The organism is Janibacter sp. DB-40 (genome assembly GCF_029510815.1).
In the GTDB taxonomy this organism is placed as follows: Bacteria; Actinomycetota; Actinomycetes; order Actinomycetales; family Dermatophilaceae; genus Janibacter.
Map to the genome: position 1 here is coordinate 1565891 of NZ_CP120360.1, position 19424 is coordinate 1585314.

Annotated in this window: 18 protein-coding genes and 1 pseudogene; 9 read left to right on the forward strand and 10 right to left on the reverse strand. The window is 71.7% G+C overall.

What is annotated here, in order from left to right; translation table 11 throughout:
- Positions 1 to 119: 119 nt before the first annotated feature.
- Positions 120 to 1982: a GAF domain-containing protein gene (locus PVE36_RS07355; RefSeq protein ID WP_277455603.1), complete on the reverse strand. Its 1863-nt coding sequence runs from the start codon at positions 1980 to 1982 to the stop codon at positions 120 to 122.
- A 23-nt stretch (positions 1983 to 2005) separates the two neighbouring features.
- On the reverse strand, positions 2006 to 2815 hold the full coding sequence (locus PVE36_RS07360; protein WP_277455605.1) for a 3-hydroxybutyrate dehydrogenase: 810 nt from the start codon (positions 2813 to 2815) through the stop codon (positions 2006 to 2008).
- Positions 2816 to 2992: 177 nt separating this feature from the next.
- On the opposite strand from PVE36_RS07360, the gene PVE36_RS07365 reads away from it, so the two are divergent.
- Positions 2993 to 4447, forward strand: a complete 1455-nt coding sequence (locus PVE36_RS07365; protein WP_277455606.1) for a GntP family permease — start codon at positions 2993 to 2995, stop codon at positions 4445 to 4447.
- Positions 4448 to 4519: 72 nt separating this feature from the next.
- On the opposite strand, the gene PVE36_RS07370 is transcribed toward PVE36_RS07365, so the two are convergent.
- The 4 genes from PVE36_RS07370 to PVE36_RS07380 all read right to left on the reverse strand — a co-directional run bounded on the left by PVE36_RS07370 (position 4520) and on the right by PVE36_RS07380 (position 8166).
- A complete protein-coding gene (locus PVE36_RS07370) occupies positions 4520 to 6061 on the reverse strand; it encodes a UDP-N-acetylglucosamine 1-carboxyvinyltransferase (protein ID WP_277455607.1) in 1542 nt (513 codons plus the stop codon).
- A 292-nt stretch (positions 6062 to 6353) separates the two neighbouring features.
- On the reverse strand, positions 6354 to 6581 hold the full coding sequence (locus tag PVE36_RS16220) for a hypothetical protein (RefSeq protein WP_346780639.1): 228 nt from the start codon (positions 6579 to 6581) through the stop codon (positions 6354 to 6356).
- A complete protein-coding gene (locus PVE36_RS07375; RefSeq protein WP_346780632.1) occupies positions 6578 to 7588 on the reverse strand; it encodes an HRDC domain-containing protein in 1011 nt (336 codons plus the stop codon). Before PVE36_RS07375 ends, PVE36_RS16220 begins: the two co-directional genes overlap by 4 nt.
- Positions 7585 to 8166, reverse strand: coding sequence for a DUF3000 domain-containing protein (locus PVE36_RS07380; RefSeq protein ID WP_277455608.1), 582 nt, complete (start codon positions 8164 to 8166; stop codon positions 7585 to 7587). Before PVE36_RS07380 ends, PVE36_RS07375 begins: the two co-directional genes overlap by 4 nt.
- A gap of 70 nt (positions 8167 to 8236) precedes the next feature.
- On the opposite strand from PVE36_RS07380, the gene PVE36_RS07385 reads away from it, so the two are divergent.
- The 6 genes and pseudogenes from PVE36_RS07385 (at position 8237) to PVE36_RS07410 (ending at position 13415) form a co-directional block, all read left to right on the forward strand.
- Complete coding sequence (locus tag PVE36_RS07385; RefSeq protein ID WP_277455610.1) at positions 8237 to 9070, forward strand: DMT family transporter; 834 nt, start codon at positions 8237 to 8239, stop codon at positions 9068 to 9070.
- A 56-nt stretch (positions 9071 to 9126) separates the two neighbouring features.
- Entirely contained in the window at positions 9127 to 10170 is a 1044-nt protein-coding gene (gene hemE / locus PVE36_RS07390) for a uroporphyrinogen decarboxylase (RefSeq protein WP_277455611.1), read from the forward strand.
- Positions 10170 to 10412: pseudogene (locus tag PVE36_RS07395) on the forward strand (FAD-dependent oxidoreductase); the annotation flags it as partial. The gene hemE and the pseudogene PVE36_RS07395, both read left to right, overlap by 1 nt.
- Before the next feature lie 209 nt (positions 10413 to 10621).
- A complete protein-coding gene (gene hemG, locus PVE36_RS07400) occupies positions 10622 to 11581 on the forward strand; it encodes a protoporphyrinogen oxidase (RefSeq protein WP_277455612.1) in 960 nt (319 codons plus the stop codon).
- Entirely contained in the window at positions 11578 to 12297 is a 720-nt protein-coding gene (hemQ, locus tag PVE36_RS07405) for a hydrogen peroxide-dependent heme synthase (RefSeq protein ID WP_277455613.1), read from the forward strand. The genes hemG and hemQ overlap by 4 nt, the downstream gene beginning before the upstream one ends.
- Positions 12298 to 12503: 206 nt before the next feature.
- On the forward strand, positions 12504 to 13415 hold the full coding sequence (locus PVE36_RS07410) for a type IV toxin-antitoxin system AbiEi family antitoxin domain-containing protein (RefSeq protein WP_277455614.1): 912 nt from the start codon (positions 12504 to 12506) through the stop codon (positions 13413 to 13415).
- Between the two features lie 231 nt (positions 13416 to 13646).
- Here PVE36_RS07410 and msrB read toward each other — a convergent pair whose 3' ends face one another.
- Both msrB and thpD read right to left on the reverse strand, forming a co-directional pair.
- Positions 13647 to 14075, reverse strand: a complete 429-nt coding sequence (gene msrB, locus PVE36_RS07415) for a peptide-methionine (R)-S-oxide reductase MsrB (protein WP_277455615.1) — start codon at positions 14073 to 14075, stop codon at positions 13647 to 13649.
- Positions 14076 to 14170: 95 nt separating this feature from the next.
- On the reverse strand, positions 14171 to 15073 hold the full coding sequence (thpD, locus tag PVE36_RS07420) for an ectoine hydroxylase (protein ID WP_277455616.1): 903 nt from the start codon (positions 15071 to 15073) through the stop codon (positions 14171 to 14173).
- A gap of 195 nt (positions 15074 to 15268) precedes the next feature.
- Here thpD and PVE36_RS07425 point away from each other — a divergent pair, with 195 nt between their 5' ends.
- Positions 15269 to 16351 carry a DNA polymerase domain-containing protein gene (locus PVE36_RS07425; RefSeq protein ID WP_277455617.1) on the forward strand — a complete coding sequence of 361 codons (1083 nt, stop codon included), beginning with the start codon at positions 15269 to 15271 and terminating at the stop codon, positions 16349 to 16351.
- Between the two features lie 14 nt (positions 16352 to 16365).
- Here PVE36_RS07425 and PVE36_RS07430 read toward each other — a convergent pair whose 3' ends face one another.
- Positions 16366 to 17391: an ATP-dependent DNA ligase gene (locus PVE36_RS07430; protein WP_277455783.1), complete on the reverse strand. Its 1026-nt coding sequence runs from the start codon at positions 17389 to 17391 to the stop codon at positions 16366 to 16368.
- A 79-nt stretch (positions 17392 to 17470) separates the two neighbouring features.
- On the opposite strand from PVE36_RS07430, the gene PVE36_RS07435 reads away from it, so the two are divergent.
- A complete protein-coding gene (locus tag PVE36_RS07435; RefSeq protein ID WP_277455619.1) occupies positions 17471 to 18640 on the forward strand; it encodes an alpha/beta fold hydrolase in 1170 nt (389 codons plus the stop codon).
- Positions 18641 to 18702: 62 nt separating this feature from the next.
- On the opposite strand, the gene PVE36_RS07440 is transcribed toward PVE36_RS07435, so the two are convergent.
- Positions 18703 to 19380: a dihydrofolate reductase family protein gene (locus tag PVE36_RS07440; RefSeq protein ID WP_277455620.1), complete on the reverse strand. Its 678-nt coding sequence runs from the start codon at positions 19378 to 19380 to the stop codon at positions 18703 to 18705.
- Positions 19381 to 19424 lie beyond the last annotated feature (44 nt).

Sequence of the window (19424 nt, forward strand, 5' to 3'; positions counted from 1 at the left end):
TGATCAGGTGAGACAAGCGCTTGGTCGTCCGGGCGGTGCGCCACGTGCCGACGCCTCTGCGTCACCCGCGACCGCCGAGTGCCGGCACCATCGCGTCGCCCGCGAAGCCGAGAAGCGACTCAGGCAGACAGCAGGCGACGCAGACGCAGGGCGAGCTGCAGCTCCAGGGCGCGGTCCGGGTGCTGCCAGTCGTCGCCGAGCAACGCGGCCACCCGGCCCAGTCGCTGCGCGACGGTGTTGACGTGGACGTGCAGCTCGTGGGCAGCGTGCCGGGGGCTCGCCCCGGCCGCGAAGTAGGCCACGAGCGTGCCCACGAGGTCGCTGCCGCGGGAGTCGTCGTAGTCCAGGACCGGCCCGAGGACGGTGCGGACGTAGTCCCGGACGTCGGGGTCGGAGCCGACGATCAGACCGGCGAACCCCAGCTCCGTCGCGGCGGCGCCGGTGCCCGCCCGGCCGAGGGCGACGAGCGCCCTGAGGGTGCGTGCCGCCTCCTCGTGGGCCGCAGGCAGGTCGTCCACGTCACCGATCGGACCACTGCCGCCCACCGTGATCCGCGGACCCCGGGAGACCCGGGCGACCAGTGAGCGGGCGAGGGCGTCCGGGTCGTCACCGGGGACGAGGGCGATGATCTCGTCGTCGTGCGAGCCCACGAGCGTGCCCTCACCGAGCGCCGTACCGACGGTGAGGGCCAGCGCGCGGTGCTGGGTCGCGTCGCCGCCGCGCGCCACGAGCAGGCACAGCGGGCCGCGCGGGTCCAGCCCGGCGTGCCGCAGGGAGACGGTCCGGTCGTCGTGGCTGCCGCGGGCGCCCACGAGGTCGGTGACGATGCGGTTGCGGGCGCTCTGCCGAGCCGCGTCCGCCTGCCGCTCGAAGAGGAGGACGAGGGCGGTGACGACGGCGGCCCGCTCGACCGTGCGCTGGTCGGCGTCCTCGAGCGTGCGTGGGGCGCCGACCACGAGGGTGCCCAGCTGCTCGCGTGCGGCGATGACGCCGATCGCGTGGACCCCGTCGTCCTCGACGAGTCGACCGAGGTCGTGGCGCGCCTCGTCGACGACCGGCAGGGCCAGGACCTCGTCACCCCCCGTCCGGGACGTGGGGGCCGGCCCGAAGGAGCTCAGCCGCTCACCGGCCTCGTCGAAGAGGACCGCCCACCCCCCGAGGAGATCGACGAGGGCACGCGTGACGTCGGCGACGCCACCGCCCTCGAGCACCACCGAGGCGAAGCGGTCGTGGGCCGCTGCCGCACGCTCGACACCACGTGCCTGCTGCCGCACCGTCTCGTGCGCCTCCGAGAGCGCGGCAAGCGCGGTCTGCGACTCGGCGAGCGCCCGGGTCTGCACGATGGCGACGGCGGCGAGCGCCGCGAGGTTGCCGAGGAGGCCGACCTCGGTGCGGGAGAAGGGGCGCGGGCTGCGGTTCGCCGCGAAGAGGACACCGACGAAGTTCGACTCCACGATCAGGGGCGTGCCGCAGATGGCGATGATGCCCTCGTCACCGACACCGCTGTCGATGGTGGTCGTGTGGCTGAAGCGCTGGTCGGCCGAGTAGTCGGCCGTCCAGTAGGGCTTGTGGGTGGAGGCGACCAGGCCCCCGAGTCCGTCGCCGAGGGAGAGCCGCAGCGACTGGAACTCCGCGGAGACCGACCCGTCGGTCACCCGCATGAAGGTGTCGCCGGCCTCGGGGTCGTACAGGGTGAGGTAGGCCAGGTCCGTGCCCAGGAGGGTGCGGGCCCGCCGGACGATGGCCTCCAGGACGGTGCCGGGATCCTCCTCCGAGGCCAGCTCGCGGGCGATGTCCAGCAGCGCGGACTGGGCCGACTCCCGGCGACGGTGCTCGTCACGGGCCGTCCCGACGCGCAGGACGAGGTCCTTGATCTCCTCGGGAGCCGGTGCGGACGCGAGCCGGGCGATGGAGGCATCCGAGGCGAGCAGCTCGAGCAGAGCGGTGGCCTGGTCGATCGGGGGGTCGTCCTCGCTGGCCATGAGGGTGATCCTAGGCACGAGGCTCAGTGCGCGGTCCAGCCGCAGTCCACGGGGAGGGACACGCCGGTGATGGAGGTCGCCGCAGGAGTGCAGAGGAAGAGCGCCATGGCCGCCACCTCGTCGACCTCGACGAGCCGCTTGAGGGCCACCGGTGCCAGCATGACCTGCTCGAGGACCTCGTCCTCGGAGATGCCGTGGGTCGCCGCCTGGTCCGCGATCTGCTTCTCCACCAGCGGGGTGCGCACGTACGCCGGGTTGAGGCAGTTGCTCGTGACCCCGTGCTCGGCCCCCTCGAGGGCCACCACCTTGCTCAGGCCCTCCAGCCCGTGCTTGGCGGTGACGTAGGCGGACTTGAAGGCACTGGCCCGCAGCCCGTGGACGCTGGAGACGTTGATGACGCGACCCCACCCCTGCTCGTACATGTGCGGCAGGACCGCACGCACGAGCCGGAAGGGGGAGTGCAGCATCAGCCGCTGGATCAGATCGAAGCGCTCGAGCGGGAACTCGTGCACCGGGCTGACGTGCTGGATGCCGGCGTTGTTGACGAGCACGTCGACGTCGGTGGGCAGGTCCGCCAGGGCATCGAGGTCGGCGAGGTCGATGGCCCGGGTCTCGATCCGCGCGTCCGGGTGGCTCTCGCGGAGGTGGGCCAGACCCCCTTCGTCCAGGTCGGCCGCGGTGACGCGGGCACCGGCTGCGGCGAAGGCGGCCACGCACGCCGCCCCGATCCCGCTCGCGGCGCCGGTGACGAGGACGTGCCGACCCGTCAGGTCCGGCGAGAGGGTCGACAGGGGCTCGGGGGTGCCGTCGGGGCGCTGGGTCTGCGTCGTCATGGTGACGAAGGTATGAGGCCGGTCACGGACGGCGGATGATCCGTGCCCACGTGATTGTCCGCAGAGTGTGTGTCGCCCCCACACCGGTCCCCGTGCTGGTCGGGTGCCACGATCGGGGGCGCTCCCGGGATCGCCGCCCCCCGACGATCCGCCCCCGACCCCGACTAGGAGACACCGATGTCCCTCGGACTCATCGGCATCGTGGTGTCGCTAGGCCTGCTGATGTACCTGGCCTACCGCGGCATCAATGTGCTGATCCTCGCGCCCATACTGGCGCTGCTGGCCACCCTGATGGCCGGTGGGCCGATGCTGGCGACCTACACCCAGGTCTTCATGCCCGCCCTCGGCGGGTACGCCATCACGTACTTCCCGCTGTTCCTGCTGGGCGCCATCTTCGGCAAGGTGATGGACGTCAGCGGCAGCGCCAAGGCGATCGCCGACTTCATCGTCAACCGCATCGGTGCCAGCCGCGCCATCCTCGCCATCACCCTGGCCTGCGGCATCCTCACCTACGGCGGGGTCTCGCTCTTCGTCGTCGCCTTCGCCGTCTTCCCGATCGCGGCAGCGCTGTTCAAGGAGGCCGGCCTGCCCAAGCGGCTCATCCCCGCCACCATCGCGCTGGGCTCCTTCACCTTCACGATGACGGCGCTGCCGGGCACCCCGGCCATCCAGAACGCCATCCCGGCGCCGTTCTTCAGCACCAATGCCTTCGCCGCGCCCGGGCTGGGCGCCATCGCCGGCCTGATCATGCTCGTCGGTGGTGTCCTCTGGCTCGACCGTCGCGCGAAGAAGCTCCTCGCGGCGGGCGAGGGGTACGAGCCGCCGGTGATCGCCGGCGGCGGGTTCCCCGGTTTCGGCCGGAAGAAGGCGGCCGAGGAGCAGCCCCGCGTCGAGCACAGCGACCAGGACGACCACCTCATGGAGCGCCCCCACGTGCCCGTCTGGCTCGCCTTCCTGCCGATCGTCGTCGTCATCGGGCTCAACTACGCGCTGGTCAACTGGATCTTCCCGAGCATGGAGTTCGAGTACCTGCAGCAGGAGGCGTACGGCTCGGTCGGCATCGACAAGGTCGCCGGCATCTGGGGGATCATCGTGGCCCTCGTCGCGGCGATCGTGCTCAACCTGGGCACCAACTGGGGCCGCATCCAGGACGTCAAGGCGACGGTCAACGAGGGCACGATGGGTTCCCTCCTGCCGATCTTCAACACCGCCTCGGAGGTCGGCTACGGAGCGGTGATCGCCTCCCTCGCCGCCTTCACGACCATCAAGGAGGCCGTCCTGGGCGTCTCGGGCAACCCGTTGGTCTCCCTGGCGCTGTCGGTCAACGTGCTCGCCGGTGTCACCGGCTCGGCCTCCGGCGGCATGAGCATCGCGCTCGAGGCCCTTGGCGACCAGTTCCGCACGATGGCGGTCGAGCAGGGCATCGACCTCGAGCTGGTCCACCGCGTCACGGCGATCGCCTCCGGTGGCTTCGACGCGCTGCCGCACAACGGTGCCGTGATCACCCTGCTGGGGATCTGCGGGCTCACCCACCGCCAGTCGTACAAGGACATCGGTGTCGTGGCGGTGCTGATCCCGGTGATCGCACTCGTCGCGGTGATCGTCCTGGGCACGCTGTTCGGCAGCTTCTGACCCGACTGCCACGCACGAAGGGAGGGCCCGTCACCGAGTCGGTGACGGGCCCTCCTTCGTGCTCGTGCAGGCTCAGCCGATGTCGCGGAAGGGCTGCACGCTCGCGCCGAGGGCGTTGAGTCGCTCGGCGAGGTCCTCGTAGCCGCGGTGGATGACGTAGACGTTGCGCAGGTACGAGGTGCCCGGCGCGGCGAGCATCGCCAGCAGGACGACGACGCCGGGGCGCAGTGCCGGCGGGCAGGTGACCTCGTTGGAGCGCCACCGGCTCGGGCCCTCGACGAGGACGCGGTGCGGGTCCAGCAGGGTGACCTTGCCGCCGACCTTGTTCAGCTCGGTCAGGTAGATCGCCCGGTTGTCGTAGACCCAGTCGTGGATCGTCGTCGTGCCGTGCGCGCAGGCGGCGATGAGGGCGAAGAAGGGCAGGTTGTCGATGTTCAGGCCCGGGAAGGGCATCGGGTGGATCTTGTCGATCGGGGCCCGCAGCGGCCCCGGCTGGGTGGTGATGTCGACGAGCCGGGTGCGGCCGTTGTGGGCCCGGTACTCCTCGGTCATCGAGTACTTCATCCCCATGCCGGCGAGGGTCGCCAGCTCGATCTCGAGGAACTCGATCGGGCAGCGCCTGATCGTGATCTCGGACTCGGTGACCACGGCGGCGGCGATCAGGCTCATCGCCTCGATCGGGTCCTCGCTGGGGGAGTACTCGACATCGACGTCGATGTCGCGCACGCCCGAGACCACGAGCGTCGTGCTGCCGATGCCCTCGACGCGCACGCCGAGCCGCTCGAGGAAGAAGCACAGGTCCTGGACCATGTAGTTGGGCGAGGCGTTGCGGATCGTGGTGCGCCCGGGGTGGCGAGCGGCGGCCATGAGGGCGTTCTCGGTGACGGTGTCGCCGCGCTCGGTGAGGACGATCGCGCGGTCCGCACCGTCCTGCGGGTCGACCTGGGCCTCGTACCAGCCCTGGGTGGCCTGCACGTCGAGACCGAAGTGGGTCAGCGAGGTCATGTGCGGCTCGACCGTGCGGGTGCCGAGGTCGCAGCCACCGGCGTAGGGCAGGCGGAAGTCGGCGAACTCGTGCAGGAGGGGGCCGAGGAACATGATGACGCTGCGGGTGCGCCGAGCCGCCTCCTCGTCCATGGCCTCGAGGTTGAACCTCGCCGGCGGGACGATCTCCAGGTCGGCGCTGTCCGGCAGCCACCTGGTCCGCACGCCGATCGACTCGAGGACCTCGAGGATGCGGTTGACCTCCTCGATGCGGGCCAGGTTGCGCAGGGTCGTCGTGCCCTTGTTGAGCAGGGAGGCGCACAGCAGCGCGACGGCGGCGTTCTTGCTGGTCTTGACGTCGATGGCGCCGGAGAGCTGCCGGCCACCCTCCACCTTGAGGTGGACGGCGCCGGAGCCCGACGTGCGGGTCAGTGCGACGAGCTCGGTGTCGAGGGCTTCGCTGATGCGGGCGAGGCTGTCGAGGGTGAGGTTCTGGCCGCCGGCCTCGATGCGCGTGACGGCGCTCTGGCTCGTCTCCAGGCGCGCGGCCAGGTCGGCCTGGGACAGGCCGGCGCGGTGTCGTGCGTCCTTGATGGTCGTGCCGATACGGGCGAGGTAGTCATCAGACATGCCTGCCACCGTAACTCATATATGAGTTCATACGCAGATCTGCGGGCCGCAGCGTGTCACCTGGAGGACCTCGGCCCGGGGTTGCACCACGTCCACTCGGGCAGGGGCTGCCCGTGACGGCGGTAGAGGTCCCGGTCCAGCGGGTCCTCCCACGTCAGCCGGGCGAAGGGAGGGAATCGGCGCCCTCTCCGGTCACGGGCGATGAGGTCGTCCGTGCCCCAGGCCTCGTCGGCGACCTCCTCGGCATCGGCATCGGCTGCCGGGCTGAGGCGTCGGGCTGCGACCCGCCCGCCTACGCGTCCGGGTGGGCCTCGAAGGCCGCGACGAGCATCGGTGCCACGATCTCCTGCTGCCACGGGCGCACGCCGTGCTCGGCCAGCGCGGCCGCGAAGCCCTCGGTGCTCCGCTCGGCCGGCGGGCTCCACACGACACGGCGAAGCGGATCGGGGGAGCAGACGTTCTCGATCGGGATCGTGTGCTCCTCGGCGAAGGCCGTGAGGGCGGCACGGGTCGTCGTCAGCCGCTCCGCGGCGAGCGGGTCGCGGTTGGCCCACGAGCGCTGCGGCGGGGGCCGTCCGACTTCAGCGTCGGTGGCGGCAGCTCCTCGTCCGCCAGCTCCCGGGCCCGCTCGACGGCGGCGAGCCAGGCACGCTGGCTGCGCTGGATGGCGCGGTGACCGCGGGGCAGGTCGCCCGGACCTCCCGGCGCGGCCTGCGCGATCTCGACCAGGGCCGCGTCAGGGATGACGCGCCCGGGGGAGGTGTCGCGCTCACGGGCGATCCGGTCGCGCTCCCACCACAGCTCGCGCACGGTGGCCAGGACGCGGGGCTGGCGGATCTTGTGCAGGCCGGAGGTCCGTCGCCACGGGTCCTGGCGCGGGGCGGGCCGCCAGTCCAGGAGCGAGGTGAACTCCTGTCTCGCCCACTCCGACTTGCCCTGCGCCGCGAGGTCGGCGCCCATGAGGTTGCGCACCTCGGTGAGCACCTCGACGTCGAGAGCCGCGTAGCGCAACCACGGCTCCGGCAGGGGCCGGGTGGACCAGTCGACGGCCGAGTGCTCCTTGGCCAGCGAGATCCCGAGGTAGTGCTCGATCACGGCGGCGAGCCCGACCCGGGGCAGCCCGAGCAGGCGGGCGCCGAGCTCGGTGTCGAAGATCTGTCGTGGCACCAGGCCGACGTCGCGCAGGCAGGCGAGGTCCTGGGTGGCTGCGTGCAGGATCCACTCACCGGTCCCGATCGCCTGGTCGACCGGCTGGAGGTCGGGGAGGAAGACCGGGTCGATCAGCCAGGTGCCCGAGCCCTCACGTCGCAGCTGCACCAGGTAGGCGGCCTGCCCGTAGCGGTAACCGGAGGCGCGCTCGGCATCGATGGCGACCGGCCCGACGCCGGCCGAGATCGCGTCCGCGCACGCGATCAGCTCGGACTCGCGCGTGATGACGTCCGGGACACCCTCGGCGGGTTCGGCGAGCAGCGGGAGAGGTGCCTTCGTGGCCTCCTCGTCCCCGCCCTTCGCCGGTCCCGAGCTCAACGGCGCCGTCCCGGGAGTGCGACGACTCCCTCCGGCAGCGGGGGCAGCCCGCCGACCGTCCCCAGCATGTCCACCCACGCGGACAGGTGCGTGCCGGCGTCAGCGTCGGTGGGGCTCCACGAGGCGCGGATCTCCATCTCGACGCTGGGCTCGCGGTCGTCGAGGTCGCCGAAGGACTCCGAGACCACATGGGTGACGGTCCCCGCGAGGTTGTGCGCCTCGATACCGTGCGCTTGGAGCGCATCGGTGAGCCACGACCAGCCGACCGCGCCGAGCATCGGGTCACCGGCGACCTCGGCCTCGAGCTCCGCCCGGGCGAAGGTGACCACGCGCCATGCACCGCCCCACGGCTCGGGCTCCTGCGGGTCGTGCAGCAGCACGAAGCGTCCGGTGGCCACGTCCTCACCGTCCGAGGCATCGACGATGTCGGCGGTCATCGCCACGGCCTGGGGTGCGAGGCGGGTCGGCGCCGGGACCTCGGTCAGGCGCACCTCTGGACGCAGCCGCGCTTCGTGCACGCTGCGCAGGGCGTGATCGAAGTCGGGCGACTGCGCACCGGAGATCTGTCGGGAGGCCACCATGTGAGGGTAGGTCGCCGGACGCGGTGCGGACGGGAGGCCACGCCGGGGGAGACGTACCGTTACCCGCGTGACGATCGTCCTCGCCCTCGCGGCCTCCGTGACCTGGGGTGCCTCGGACTTCATCGCGGGGATCCTCTCCGGTCGGCTCCCGGCGCGCACCGTCGTCATCTGCTCCCAGGCCGTGGCCCTGGTCGCGATCTCCGGTGTCGTCCTCGTCGTCGGGCTGCCCCTGCCACCGGGCCCGTGGTGGCTGTGGGGCGCGGTCGGGGGAGTGGCCGAGGGCGCCGGCCTGCTCGCCCTCTACAGCGGCCTGGCCCGCGGCCGCATGGGCATCGTGACGCCGATCGCCGGTCTCGGTGTCCTCGTCCCCGTGGTCGTCGGACTCGTCCGCGGCGACCCCGTGACCGTCCTGCTCGGCGCCGGCATCCTGCTGGCGATCGTCGGGGGCGTCCTCGCCAGCGGCCCCGAGGTCGAGGGTGGCGGCGAAGGGGGCGACGCCACCTCCATCCTCTACGCCGTCCTCGCGGCCCTCGGGCTGGGGACGGCGATGGCCTGTGTCGACCTCGGCAGCCGGGTCTCGGGGCTGCACACCCTGTGGGCGATGCGGGTGGCGTCGGTGGGCGTCTTCCTGCTGCTCGCCCTGGTGCTGACGACCCGGTGGCGCATCCCCCGAGGGCTGGCCCCGGGCCTGGTCGTCGTGGGCATCGCCGACCTGTCGGCCACCGCGCTCTTCAGCATGGCCACGACCCGAGGGCACCTGAGCATCGCCGGGGTGCTCGCCTCGCTGTACCCGGTGACGACGATCCTGCTCGCGTGGCTGCTGCTGCGCGAGCGGCTGCGGCCCGTGCAGGTCGTCGGGGTGGCCGCCGCGCTGGCGGGTATCGCCCTCATCGCCAGCTGACCCACCCCCTTCGCCCGGGGCCGGGAGGAGGCACCCTGCATGGGAGGATCGGGGGCGTGAACACCGCAGCCTCGCCCTCCGACAGCCCCCTGGTCCGCGCGGCCCGGGGCCAGTCCGTCCCGCACACCCCGGTGTGGTTCATGCGCCAGGCCGGCCGCTCCCTCCCGGAGTACCGCGAGCTGCGGGCCGGCACGACGATGTTGGAGGCCTGTCGCACCCCCGACCTCGTCACCGAGATCACCCTGCAGCCGGTGCGCCGCCACCGCGTGGACGCCGCGATCTTCTTCTCCGACATCGTCGTCCCGCTCGAGGCCGTCGGCATCGACATCGACATCGAGCCGGGTGTCGGTCCGGTGCTGGACGTGCCCTTCCGCTCCCGGGAGGACCTCGACCGCATCCCGGAGCTGACCCCCGACATGGTCGGCGACATCACCGAGTCCGTCCGGCGGATCGTGCTCGAGCTCGGGGCGACACCGCTCATCGGATTCGCCGGTGCCCCCTTCACGCTGGCCTCGTACCTCATCGAGGGTGGACCGAGCAAGAACCACGAGAACACCAAGGCGCTCATGCACGGCGACCCGCAGCTGTGGCACGACCTGTGCGCGCGCCTGTCGCAGATCGCCGCGACCTTCCTGCAGGTGCAGGTCGACGCCGGTGCGAGCGCCGTCCAGCTCTTCGACTCCTGGGCCGGGTTCCTCTCCAGGGCCGACTACCGACGGCACGTCCTGCCGCACAGCACGGCGACGCTGTCCGCACTCGCGGACCGTGACGTCCCGCGGATCCACTTCGGTGTGGGCACCGGTGAGCTGCTCGTGGATATGGCGGGCGCGGGGACCGAGGTCATCGGCGTCGACTACCGCGTCTCCCTCGCCGAGGCCATCGAGCGCGTCGGCGGTGACCAGCCGGTGCAGGGCAACCTCGACCCCGCGCTGCTCTTCGCCCCCTGGGAGGTCATCGAGACCCAGGTGCGCCGGATCCTCGCCGAGGGGCGCGCGGCGCCCGGACACATCTTCAACCTCGGCCACGGGGTCCTGCCGGACACCGACCCGGTCGTCCTCACCCGTGTCGTCGAGCTGGTCCACGAGGTCAGCGGGCGTTGATGCCTCCCCGCGTGATCGTCGTCGGTGGGGGCATCGCCGGTCTGGCCACGGCCCACCACCTGCTGGCGCAGCGGCCCGACCTCGACGTCCTCGTCGTCGACGCGGGGGAGCGGCCGGGCGGCAAGATCCGTGGGGTGGAGGTCGGCGGTGTCACCGTCGACGTCGGTGCCGAGTCGGTCGTCGCGAGCAGCCGGACCGCGCGTGAGCTGATCACCGACGTGGGACTGGCCGACCGTCTGGTCCATCCCGAGCCGGTCCCGGCCACCATCTGGTCCCGCGGCGCGCGCCACCACGTCCCGGCGCGCAGTTACCTGGGCATCCCGTCCGGCGAGACCGACCTCGGCGGCCTCCTGACCGGGGGTGAGGTCGCCCGGGCTGCGGGACCGGCCCCTTCGCCCTCGACGGTGATGTGTCGGTCGCCGACGCGGTCGGCTCCGTGTACGGCCGGGCGGTGGTCGACCGGGTCGTCGAGCCGCTGCTCGGTGGGGTCTACGCCGGACGGGTCGATGCACTGTCCCTGCGGGCGACGATGCCGGGGCTGTGGTCGGCGATGGACGAAGGGCGGTCCATGCCCGAGGCCGTCGCGTCCCTCCTGCCGGAGCCGGTGACGCCACCGAGACCGCGGGTCATGGGACTCGACGGTGGCCTCAGCGCGCTCGTGGAGGCCCTTGCCGCCGGTGTCACGGCTGCCGGCGGCACCATCCTGCGGCAGACCCTCGCCCGCGGGCTGGAGCGCACGGCCACGGGGTGGCGCGTGGTCACCGGACCGACCATCGACCCGGTGGCCCACGACGCGGACGCGGTCGTCCTCGCCACCCCGGCCGCACCGACGTCTCGGCTCCTCGCCGACCACGCCCCTGCGGCATCCCGTGCGCTGGCCGGGATCGAGTACGCGTCGATGGCCGTCGTCACGCTCGCCCTGCCGAGCGCGCAGCTGCCGGCGTTGCCCGGCAACGGCTTCCTCGTCCCGGCCGTCGACGGGCACACGATCAAGGCCGCGACCTTCTCCGCAGCAAAGTGGGCCTGGGTGCGCGACGCCTCCTCCGAGGTGACCCTCCTGCGTGCGTCGATCGGCCGGGCCGGTGAGGTCGCGAGCCTGCAGCGCAGCGACGACGAGCTGCGTGCCGTCGCCCTCGACGAGGTCGGGCAGGCGCTCGGGGCCCCGCTGCCGCAGCCGGTCGACACGCACGTGCAGCGCTGGGGCGGGGGACTGCCCCAGTACGACCTCGGGCACACTGGCAGGGTCGCCACGACACGGGCGGACGTCACCGGCCTGCCGGGGCTCGAGCTCGTCGGCGCCGCCTACGACGGAGTGGGCATCGCGGCCGTCCTGGACGGCGCGGTCCGGGCCGCGACCACCATCTCGTCCACGTGCCCCCCTTCGACCCCCACCCGACAGGAGCAGCGATGACCACCCGCCCCGCACCCGCCAAGCCCGACCGCGAGCAGCTCGAGGCGATCAACGCCTCCGTGCACTACGCGATGTTCTCCGTCTTCGCCCTGACCACTCCACTGGGCGACGCCGACCGGGCCGCGCTCACCAGCGAGGTGGAGGAGCTGATCGCCGCCGTGACCGAGGGCGGCGTCACCGTCCGCGGGGTCTACGACGTCGCCGGCCTGCGCGCCGACGCGGACCTGCTGATCTGGTGGCACGCCGACGAGGTCGAGCTGCTCCAGGACGCCTACAAGCGCCTGCTGCGCACCCGGCTGGGGGCGCACCTGAAGCCGGTGTGGTCCAACGTCGCGTGCCACCGCCAGGCCGAGTTCAACCGCAGCCACGTGCCCGCCTTCATGGCCGGTGAGCCGGTGCGCGACTACGTGTGCGTCTACCCCTTCGTGCGCTCCTACGACTGGTACGTCATCGACGAGAAGGACCGGCGCGCCATGCTCGCCGAGCACGGCGCCATGGCCCGCGACTACCCCGACGTGCGCGCCAACACCGTCCCCGCCTTCGCCCTGGGCGACTACGAGTGGATCCTGGCCTTCGAGGCCGACGAGCTGCACCGCATCGTCGACCTCATGCGGGAGCTGCGTGCCTCCCGCGCCCGCCTGCACGTGCGCGAGGAGATTCCCTTCTTCACCGGGCCCCGCAGGAGCGTCGAGCAGCTCGTGGAGGGCCTGCGCTGAGGATCGCGCCTCACCCGCCTCCTGATTATCGGGTCACCCGATAAACCCCCGGTTCGCGCGAGTTTCTTACTCCTGCGAACCGGGGGTTTCTCATGCGGAGTTCCCGGGGGCCTCTCCTCATCCACATCCGGGCCCACCCGGTCAGGGATCCACAGACCGCGGCGTGCTCACAGCAGGCGTCTCGGGTGCGAGCCACTGTTGCACCCATGATCGACGTGGCTCCCACCCTCTTCAGCGAGCTCCTTGCCCTCCCCGACAGGATCTTCACACGCCAGGACGCTCTGGGGGCGGGTCTGTCCGACGAGGTGCTCAACGCGGCCCTTCGTCGGGGGCTCATCACCCGCATCTGCCGGGGCGCGTACACAGTGCCCGGTACGTGGACGCGGGAAGAGCACCGTCACCTCCTCGCCAAGGCCGCACTACACACCTATCCCGATGCGGTCCTGATCGGCGCCACGGCGGTCGCGGCCCACGGCATCCCGCTCTTCGAGGTGCCGGTCGTGCCAACGGACATCGCGCGACCCATCATCCGCGAGGCCCGTACGGAGCACCTGCGCATCCGCCCCCTTCGTCATGGGCTCGTCGAGACACCGTGGGGACCTGCGACGGACTTGGCGACGGGACTCGTCCAGATGACCATGGATCACGGCATCACCGCGGGAGTGGCATCGATCGACGCGGCCCTGCAGTGGCAGGAGACAACCACCCAAACCCTCGAGGCCGCCTACGAGCTCGTCCGGCGATGGCCGCTCTCGTCGCGTGTGAGGTGCGCGCTCGAATGGGCAGACGGTGACGCGGAGTCGCTCGGTGAGAGCGTCACCCGGGTCATCCTGCGCGCGGCCGGATGGCAGGTCGCCTCGCAGGTCCCGATCGTCGATCGGCATGGTGAGTTCGTCGCCCGGGTCGACCTCGGCATCGAGGGGACCAGGGTCCTGATCGAGTTCGACGGCAAGGTGAAGTACGCGGACGGGGGTGCCGATGCACTCTTCCGGGAGAAGAAGCGTGAGGACCGCCTCCGGGCCCTCGGCTACGTCATCGTGCGGGTGACCTGGGCCGACCTCTTCCATGCGCAGCGCATCGTCGCCGCCGTGTCGGCGGCACTCTCCGCCGCGGCGTAGGAGTTCCACGGGATCCGGCACATCTGCAGCGGTTGGCTGGCGGATCCCGAGCCGTGATGTGCGGACCGCGGCACGGCGCACCGCTCCAACGGAACAGGTGGCGTCGGCCGGCCCACGACCCCTGCTCCTGCGGGAGATGGCAAGAGAAACCCCCGGTCAGCAGGAGTAAGAAACTCCTGCGGACCGGGGGTTTATCGGGTCACCCGATAATCGGGGGACAGATGGGGCGCCTCAGCCCTGAGCAGGGCGCAGCGTCATCGAGATCGAGTTGATGCAGTACCGCTGGTCGGTGGGGGTGTCGTACCCCTCACCCTCGAAGACGTGGCCCATGTGGCTGCCGCAGTTGGCGCAGCGGACCTCGACGCGGGGACGGCCCGGCAGCGAGTCGTCCTCGATGTACTCGACGCGGTCCCCGGCGAGGGGGGAGTAGAAGGAGGGCCACCCGCAGTGGCTCGAGAACTTCGTCTCCGAGGTGAACAGCTCGGTGCCGCAGGCGCGGCAGGCGTAGACGCCCTCCGTCGTGGTCTCGTTGTACTCACCGGTGAAGGGACGCTCCGTCCCGGCGGCGCGAAGCACGGAGTACTCCTCCGGGCCGAGCTCCTGGCGCCACTCCTCGTCGGTCTTGCTCACGGCGTAGTCGCGGCCGGTGGGCTCCATCATGGTGTGACTCCTTCTCGTCGCTGGTCTCCATCATGCAACGCCGCGGCCCCCGGAGATCATCCGGGGGCCGCGGCGTGCGGGTCGTCGCCCGGGGATCAGTCGATCTCCCGGTGCGCCAGGTACTCCGGTCGCGGGGCGGAGGCCGCGAAGGGCTCCTGCAGCCGGTTGGAGACGGCGTTGAACACGACGAAGAGGTTGCTGCGCGGGTCCGGGGAGATGTTGCCGGCCGAGGCGTGCATGCAGTTGGAGTCGAAGTACAGCGCCGATCCGGCGGGGCCGGTGATCATGTCGATCCCGTGCTCCTGTGCCAGTCGCGTGACATCCTCCTCGTCGGGGGTGCCGAAGGGCGGGCGGTAGGAGCTCAGCGACTCGCGGTGGTAACCGTCGGGCGTCTCCCCGACGCAGCTGACGAACTGCTTGTGCGAGCCGGGGATGATCATCAGCGCGCCGTTGGTCTCGTAGTTCGGTGTCAGCGCGAGCGAGACGCTGAGGGCACGCGGGGTCGGCATGCCGTCCTCCGCGTGCCAGGTCTCGAAGTCGCTGTGCCAGTAGAACGGTCCGCCGGCGAAGCCCGGCTTGAGGTTCATCCGGCTCTGGTGGACGTAGACGTCGTCGCCGAGGATCTGCCGGGCCACCCCGACGATGTCCTCGCGGCCCACGATCTCGGCGATCGCGTCGCTGAGCCGGTGGACGGCGAAGATCGAACGAACGTCACCACTGGAACGCTCGCGGATGATCCGCTCGTCCTCGCCGAGGCGGTCGGTGATGGTGCCCACCTCGGACAGGCAGGTGGCGATGTCGTCCTCGGAGAGGACTGACTCGGCCGTGTGGTAGCCGCGCTGGTCGTAGCCGCGCAGCTGGTCCCGCGACAGTGGGCCCGAGGCATCCTGGCTCCACACCACGGAGTGGGAGCGCGGCTCGATCTGGCTGCGGTCGGCCAGACGGGTGCGATAGACGTCGATCGTCGTCGTGCTTGCGGTTTGAGTTCCCGTGATCAATGCAGATCCCTTTCGCTCAATCCGGCGTCGGTGGTGCCGGTCTTCGTGTTTTGTTGTCAACGAGGGGGGGACTTGCTCCCTGTCGGCAGATTGCCAATGTGCGCCCTGCGGCGCAACCATGTCCTACCCGGCGGGCGAGGCGTCATGTGGGCCTTGGCCCGCTTCTTTCGTCCGCGGAGCCCATAGGCTGGCGGCATGGCCAGGACACCGGCGGCAGTCGTGACGGCAGGGGAGCGGGAGGTACGGGTCTCCAGCCCGGACCGGGTCGTGTACGAGGAGACCGACCGGACCCCTGCGATCACCAAGCTCGAGGTCTGCGAGTACGTCGCCGCCGTCGGCGCGACGATGATGCGCACGATCGGTGAGCGCCCCACCGCGATGGAGCGCTGGCCGGACGGCTGGCGCGAGGGGATGCGCCTGGCGGTCGGCCCCAAGGACGGCGACGCCGACGGTTTCTACCAGAAGAGGCTTCCCCGGGGAGCGCCGGACTACGTCGAAACCGTCGACATCACCTTCCCGAGCGGACGCACGGCCGCCGAGCTGTGCCCGACGGAGCCGGCGGCGCTGGTGTGGGCGGCCCACATGGGGACGCTGACCTTCCACCCGTGGCCGGTGCGGCGGCCCGATGTCGACCACCCGGACGAGCTGCGGATCGACCTCGACCCGCAGGAGGGGACCGACTTCGCCGACGCGCAGCGGGTCGCCGGGGTCGCCCGCGAGCTGCTGGAGGAGCTCGGTCTGCGGGGCTACCCCAAGACGAGCGGCAACCGCGGGATCCACATCTACGTGCGGATCGAGCCACGGTGGTCCTTCGAGGAGGTGCGCCACGCGGCGATCGGCTTCGGTCGCGAGCTCGAGCGCCGTGACGACTCGGTGACGACGGCCTGGTGGAAGGAGGAGCGCGGCGAGCGGATCTTCGTCGACTACAACCAGAACAACCGCGACCGCACGATCGCCGGGGCCTGGAGCCTGCGGGCGCGGCCCGGAGCACCCGTGAGCACGCCGATGACGTGGGAGCAGCTCGCAGCCGTCACCGACCCGCGCGAGTACAACCTGACCACCGTCTTCGACCACCTCGCCGACGGCGACCCGTGGATCGACATGGACGACCGGGCCCACTCGTTGGACCCCTTGCTCGAGCTGTGGGAGACCCTGCCCGGTGGCGAGCTGAGCTTCCCGCCCGACTACCCCAAGATGCCCGGCGAGCCCCCACGGGTGCAGCCGAGCAAGAAGGTCGCCGAGCACTGGGACGAGGAGGGCAACCGCATCGAGGACTGAGCCCCCGGGACCACTCAGTCGGCGAGGACCTCGCCCAGGTCGTAGGCCGCGGCCCGGTCGATCTGGTCCAGCGTGCACGACTCCGGTTCGCGGTCCGGCCGCCAGCGCAGGAACTGCACGGTGTGCCGGAAGCGGTGCCCCTCGAGCTGGTCGAAGGCGACCTCGACCACCCACTCGGGGTGCAGCGGCACGAACGAGACGTCCTTGCCCGAGGAGAAGCGTGACCGGTCGGTCTCGGCGTGCTCGACCGAGCCGTCCGCGTCCCGTCGCACGAGCGGCTCGAGCTCGTCCACGAGCTCCAGGCGCCGCTTGGCGGTGAAGGCCGCGATCCCGCCGACGTTGAAGAGCTGGTCACCGTCGTAGAGACCGAGCAGCAGCGAGCCGACGCCCTGCCCGGACTTGTGCACGCGGTAGCCGGTGACGACCGCCTCCGCGGTGCGCTTGTGCTTGATCTTGAGCATCGTGCGCCTGCCCGGCTCGTACGTCGAGGCGAGCGCCTTGGCCACGACCCCGTCCAGCCCGGCGCCCTCGAAACGCACGAACCAGTCCCGGGCCTCGTCCGCGTCCCGCGTCACCCTCGTCAGGTGCAGCGGGGCTCCCTTCGCCATCGTGGTGAAGACCGACTCGAGCTGCTCCCGGCGGCGGGCGAAGGGGGACCCGGTCACGTCCTCGTCGCCGAGGGCCAGCAGGTCGAAGGCGATGAGCTCCGCCGGGGTCTGCGCGGACAGCTTGGTGACGCGTGACTCGGCGGGGTGGATCCGCTGGCCGAGTGCCTCCCAGTCCAGGCGCTGCGCACCCGGCTCACCGCTGCGGACGACGATCTCGCCGTCGACCACGACCCGGTCGGGCAGGTGCTCGCGGCAGGCGTCGACGAGCTCGGGGAAGTACCGGGTGAGTGGCTTCTTGCCGCGACTGGCCAGCTCGACGTCGTCCCCGTCCTTGACGACGAGACACCGGAACCCGTCCCACTTCGGCTCGTAGGAGTACCCCCCGTCGACGGCGTCGGCCGCCGGCACCTCCGTGACGGCCTTGGCGAGCATCGGGGACAGGTCGAGGTCGGGAAGGGGTGTCACTCGTCACATTCTGCCCCCTCCGTCCCGGATTTGAGAGCATGGTCCCGTGACGACGTCGAGGACCGTGGCCGAGCGGGCAGTGACCTACGGGTCCGTCGCCGCCGCGTCCGCGCTCGTGGGAGCAGGCTCCGTCTGGGTCGGGGGCGCGACCTACTTCGCCCGCCGCGTCCTCACCCCGGACCCGATCCGCCCCGACGACACCGTCGTCCACGTCGTGCACACCGACAGCGTCACGCTCTCGGGCACCGATGACATCCTCGTCCCCGGCCGCTACGGCCTCTGGCTCGACGGCGGCAGGGGTCATGCCCGGGTCGGCGGCGTCCTCGAGGTCGACCACCGGCGCCGGCGGGTACGCCGCGAGCTGCTCGGGGTGGACCGGGGGACGCTGCAGCCGGGTCCCGCTCGCTTCAACGGCTACTACTGGGGGCGCGACCCGCAGGCGGACCTCGGCCTGGCGACCGAGGAGGTGGTCGTCCCCGCCGGGCTCGGGCCGATGCCCGCCTGGATCACGCCGGCCCCGCACGGCACCGGTGACCGCTGGGCGATCCTCGTCCACGGTCGCGGCGCCCAGCGCATCGAGGCGATCCGGGCCGTCCCCGCGCTGCACGAGGCGGGCCTGACCTGTCTGGTGCCGAGCTACCGCAATGACGGCGAGGCCCCGGTGGGCCCCGACGGGCGCTACAACCTCGGCCTGTCGGAGTGGCGCGACATCGAGGACGCCGTCTCGCTGGCGTTGGCCCGTGGAGCCCAGGAGATCATCCTCGTCGGGTGGTCCATGGGCGGCGCGATCGTGCTGCAGTTCCTCGACCGCTCGCCCCTCTCCAGCGTCGTCTCGCGGGCCGTGCTCGACGGCCCGGTCGTCGACTGGGGGGACGTGCTCAAGCACCACGCCGATCTGCACCGTGTGCCCGCGCCCGTCTCCCACCTGGGCAGCGCCCTGATGGGGCAGCACTGGGCCAAGCGCCTCGTGGGGGTCTCGGAGAGCGTCGACGTCGCCAGGACCGACTGGGTCGCCCGGGCCGAGGAGCTGCACCACCCGATGCTCCTCATCCACTCGCGCGACGACGAGTTCGTGCCCGTGGGGCCGAGCGAGGCGCTCGCACAGGCGCGGCCCGACCTGGTCACCTTCGAGCCCTGGTCGCTCGCGCGGCACTGCAAGGAGTGGAACGTCGACCCGCGGCGCTGGAACGCCGTGGTCGCCGACTTCGTGCGCTGACCCCGCTCGTTGCCCGCGACCCCCGCTCCGCGCGCAGCGGGCCGGGGCCCGTCGAGCGGGGTTCAGCGCACCGGGCGCCAGAGACCGAGCAGGGTCCCGTCCTCTTCCAGCAGGTGCCGACAGGCGAGCTCGACGTCGACGTCGGCGCCCTCGAGCAGACGCGGGTGGTCACCCCGGCCGCCACCGACGAGATTCGGCGTCCACGACAGGGCGATCTCGTCGACGAGACCGAGCGCGACCAGCTCGGCGGCGAGGGTGGGGCCCCCTTCGCAGAGGACGTGGGGACCGACCTCCCGACGCACGCGCTCGAGCAGCCGCGGCAGGTCGACACCGTCCTCCCCGCAGATCCAGACCGACTCGCCCTCGGTGGCACCCGAGGCCGCGGTCGTCGCGAGGACCACGCCCTCCTGCCCCCGCACGGAGTCCGGCAGCTCGGATCGGCCCGAGACCACGACGACGGGGAGGCGTGCCGGGCCGTACTCCTCGGCCCGCACCGTCCCTGCCCCGACGAGGAGGACATCGGCCGCCCGGCGCATCGCCGTGAAGCCACGGTGGTCGGCCGCGGAGTTGATCGTCCCCGACCGTCCGTCGGGACCGGTCGCCGCCCCGTCGAGCGTGGTGACGAAGTTCAGCCGCAGGAGCGGTCCCGTGGCGGCGTAGAGCGCATCGAGGTCGACGCTGGTGAGCTCGTCACCGGGGGAAACGCGGGCGGCGGCGTGGTCACAGGTCAGGACGCGCATGCCGCGAGTCTGCCCCACGAGGGCCGTGGCTGACATGATCGACG

Coding starts and splice junctions, on each gene's coding strand:
- PVE36_RS07355 (WP_277455603.1), bottom strand. CDS start 1,982: ATGGCCAGCGAGGACGACCCCCCGATCGACCAGGCCACCGCTCTGCTC.
- PVE36_RS07360 (WP_277455605.1), bottom strand. CDS start 2,815: ATGACGACGCAGACCCAGCGCCCCGACGGCACCCCCGAGCCCCTGTCG.
- PVE36_RS07365 (WP_277455606.1), top strand. CDS start 2,993: ATGTCCCTCGGACTCATCGGCATCGTGGTGTCGCTAGGCCTGCTGATG.
- PVE36_RS07370 (WP_277455607.1), bottom strand. CDS start 6,061: ATGTCTGATGACTACCTCGCCCGTATCGGCACGACCATCAAGGACGCA.
- hemQ (WP_277455613.1), top strand. CDS start 11,578: ATGACCACCCGCCCCGCACCCGCCAAGCCCGACCGCGAGCAGCTCGAG.
- PVE36_RS07410 (WP_277455614.1), top strand. CDS start 12,504: ATGATCGACGTGGCTCCCACCCTCTTCAGCGAGCTCCTTGCCCTCCCC.
- msrB (WP_277455615.1), bottom strand. CDS start 14,075: ATGATGGAGCCCACCGGCCGCGACTACGCCGTGAGCAAGACCGACGAG.
- PVE36_RS07425 (WP_277455617.1), top strand. CDS start 15,269: ATGGCCAGGACACCGGCGGCAGTCGTGACGGCAGGGGAGCGGGAGGTA.
- PVE36_RS07430 (WP_277455783.1), bottom strand. CDS start 17,391: ATGCTCGCCAAGGCCGTCACGGAGGTGCCGGCGGCCGACGCCGTCGAC.
- PVE36_RS07440 (WP_277455620.1), bottom strand. CDS start 19,380: ATGCGCGTCCTGACCTGTGACCACGCCGCCGCCCGCGTTTCCCCCGGT.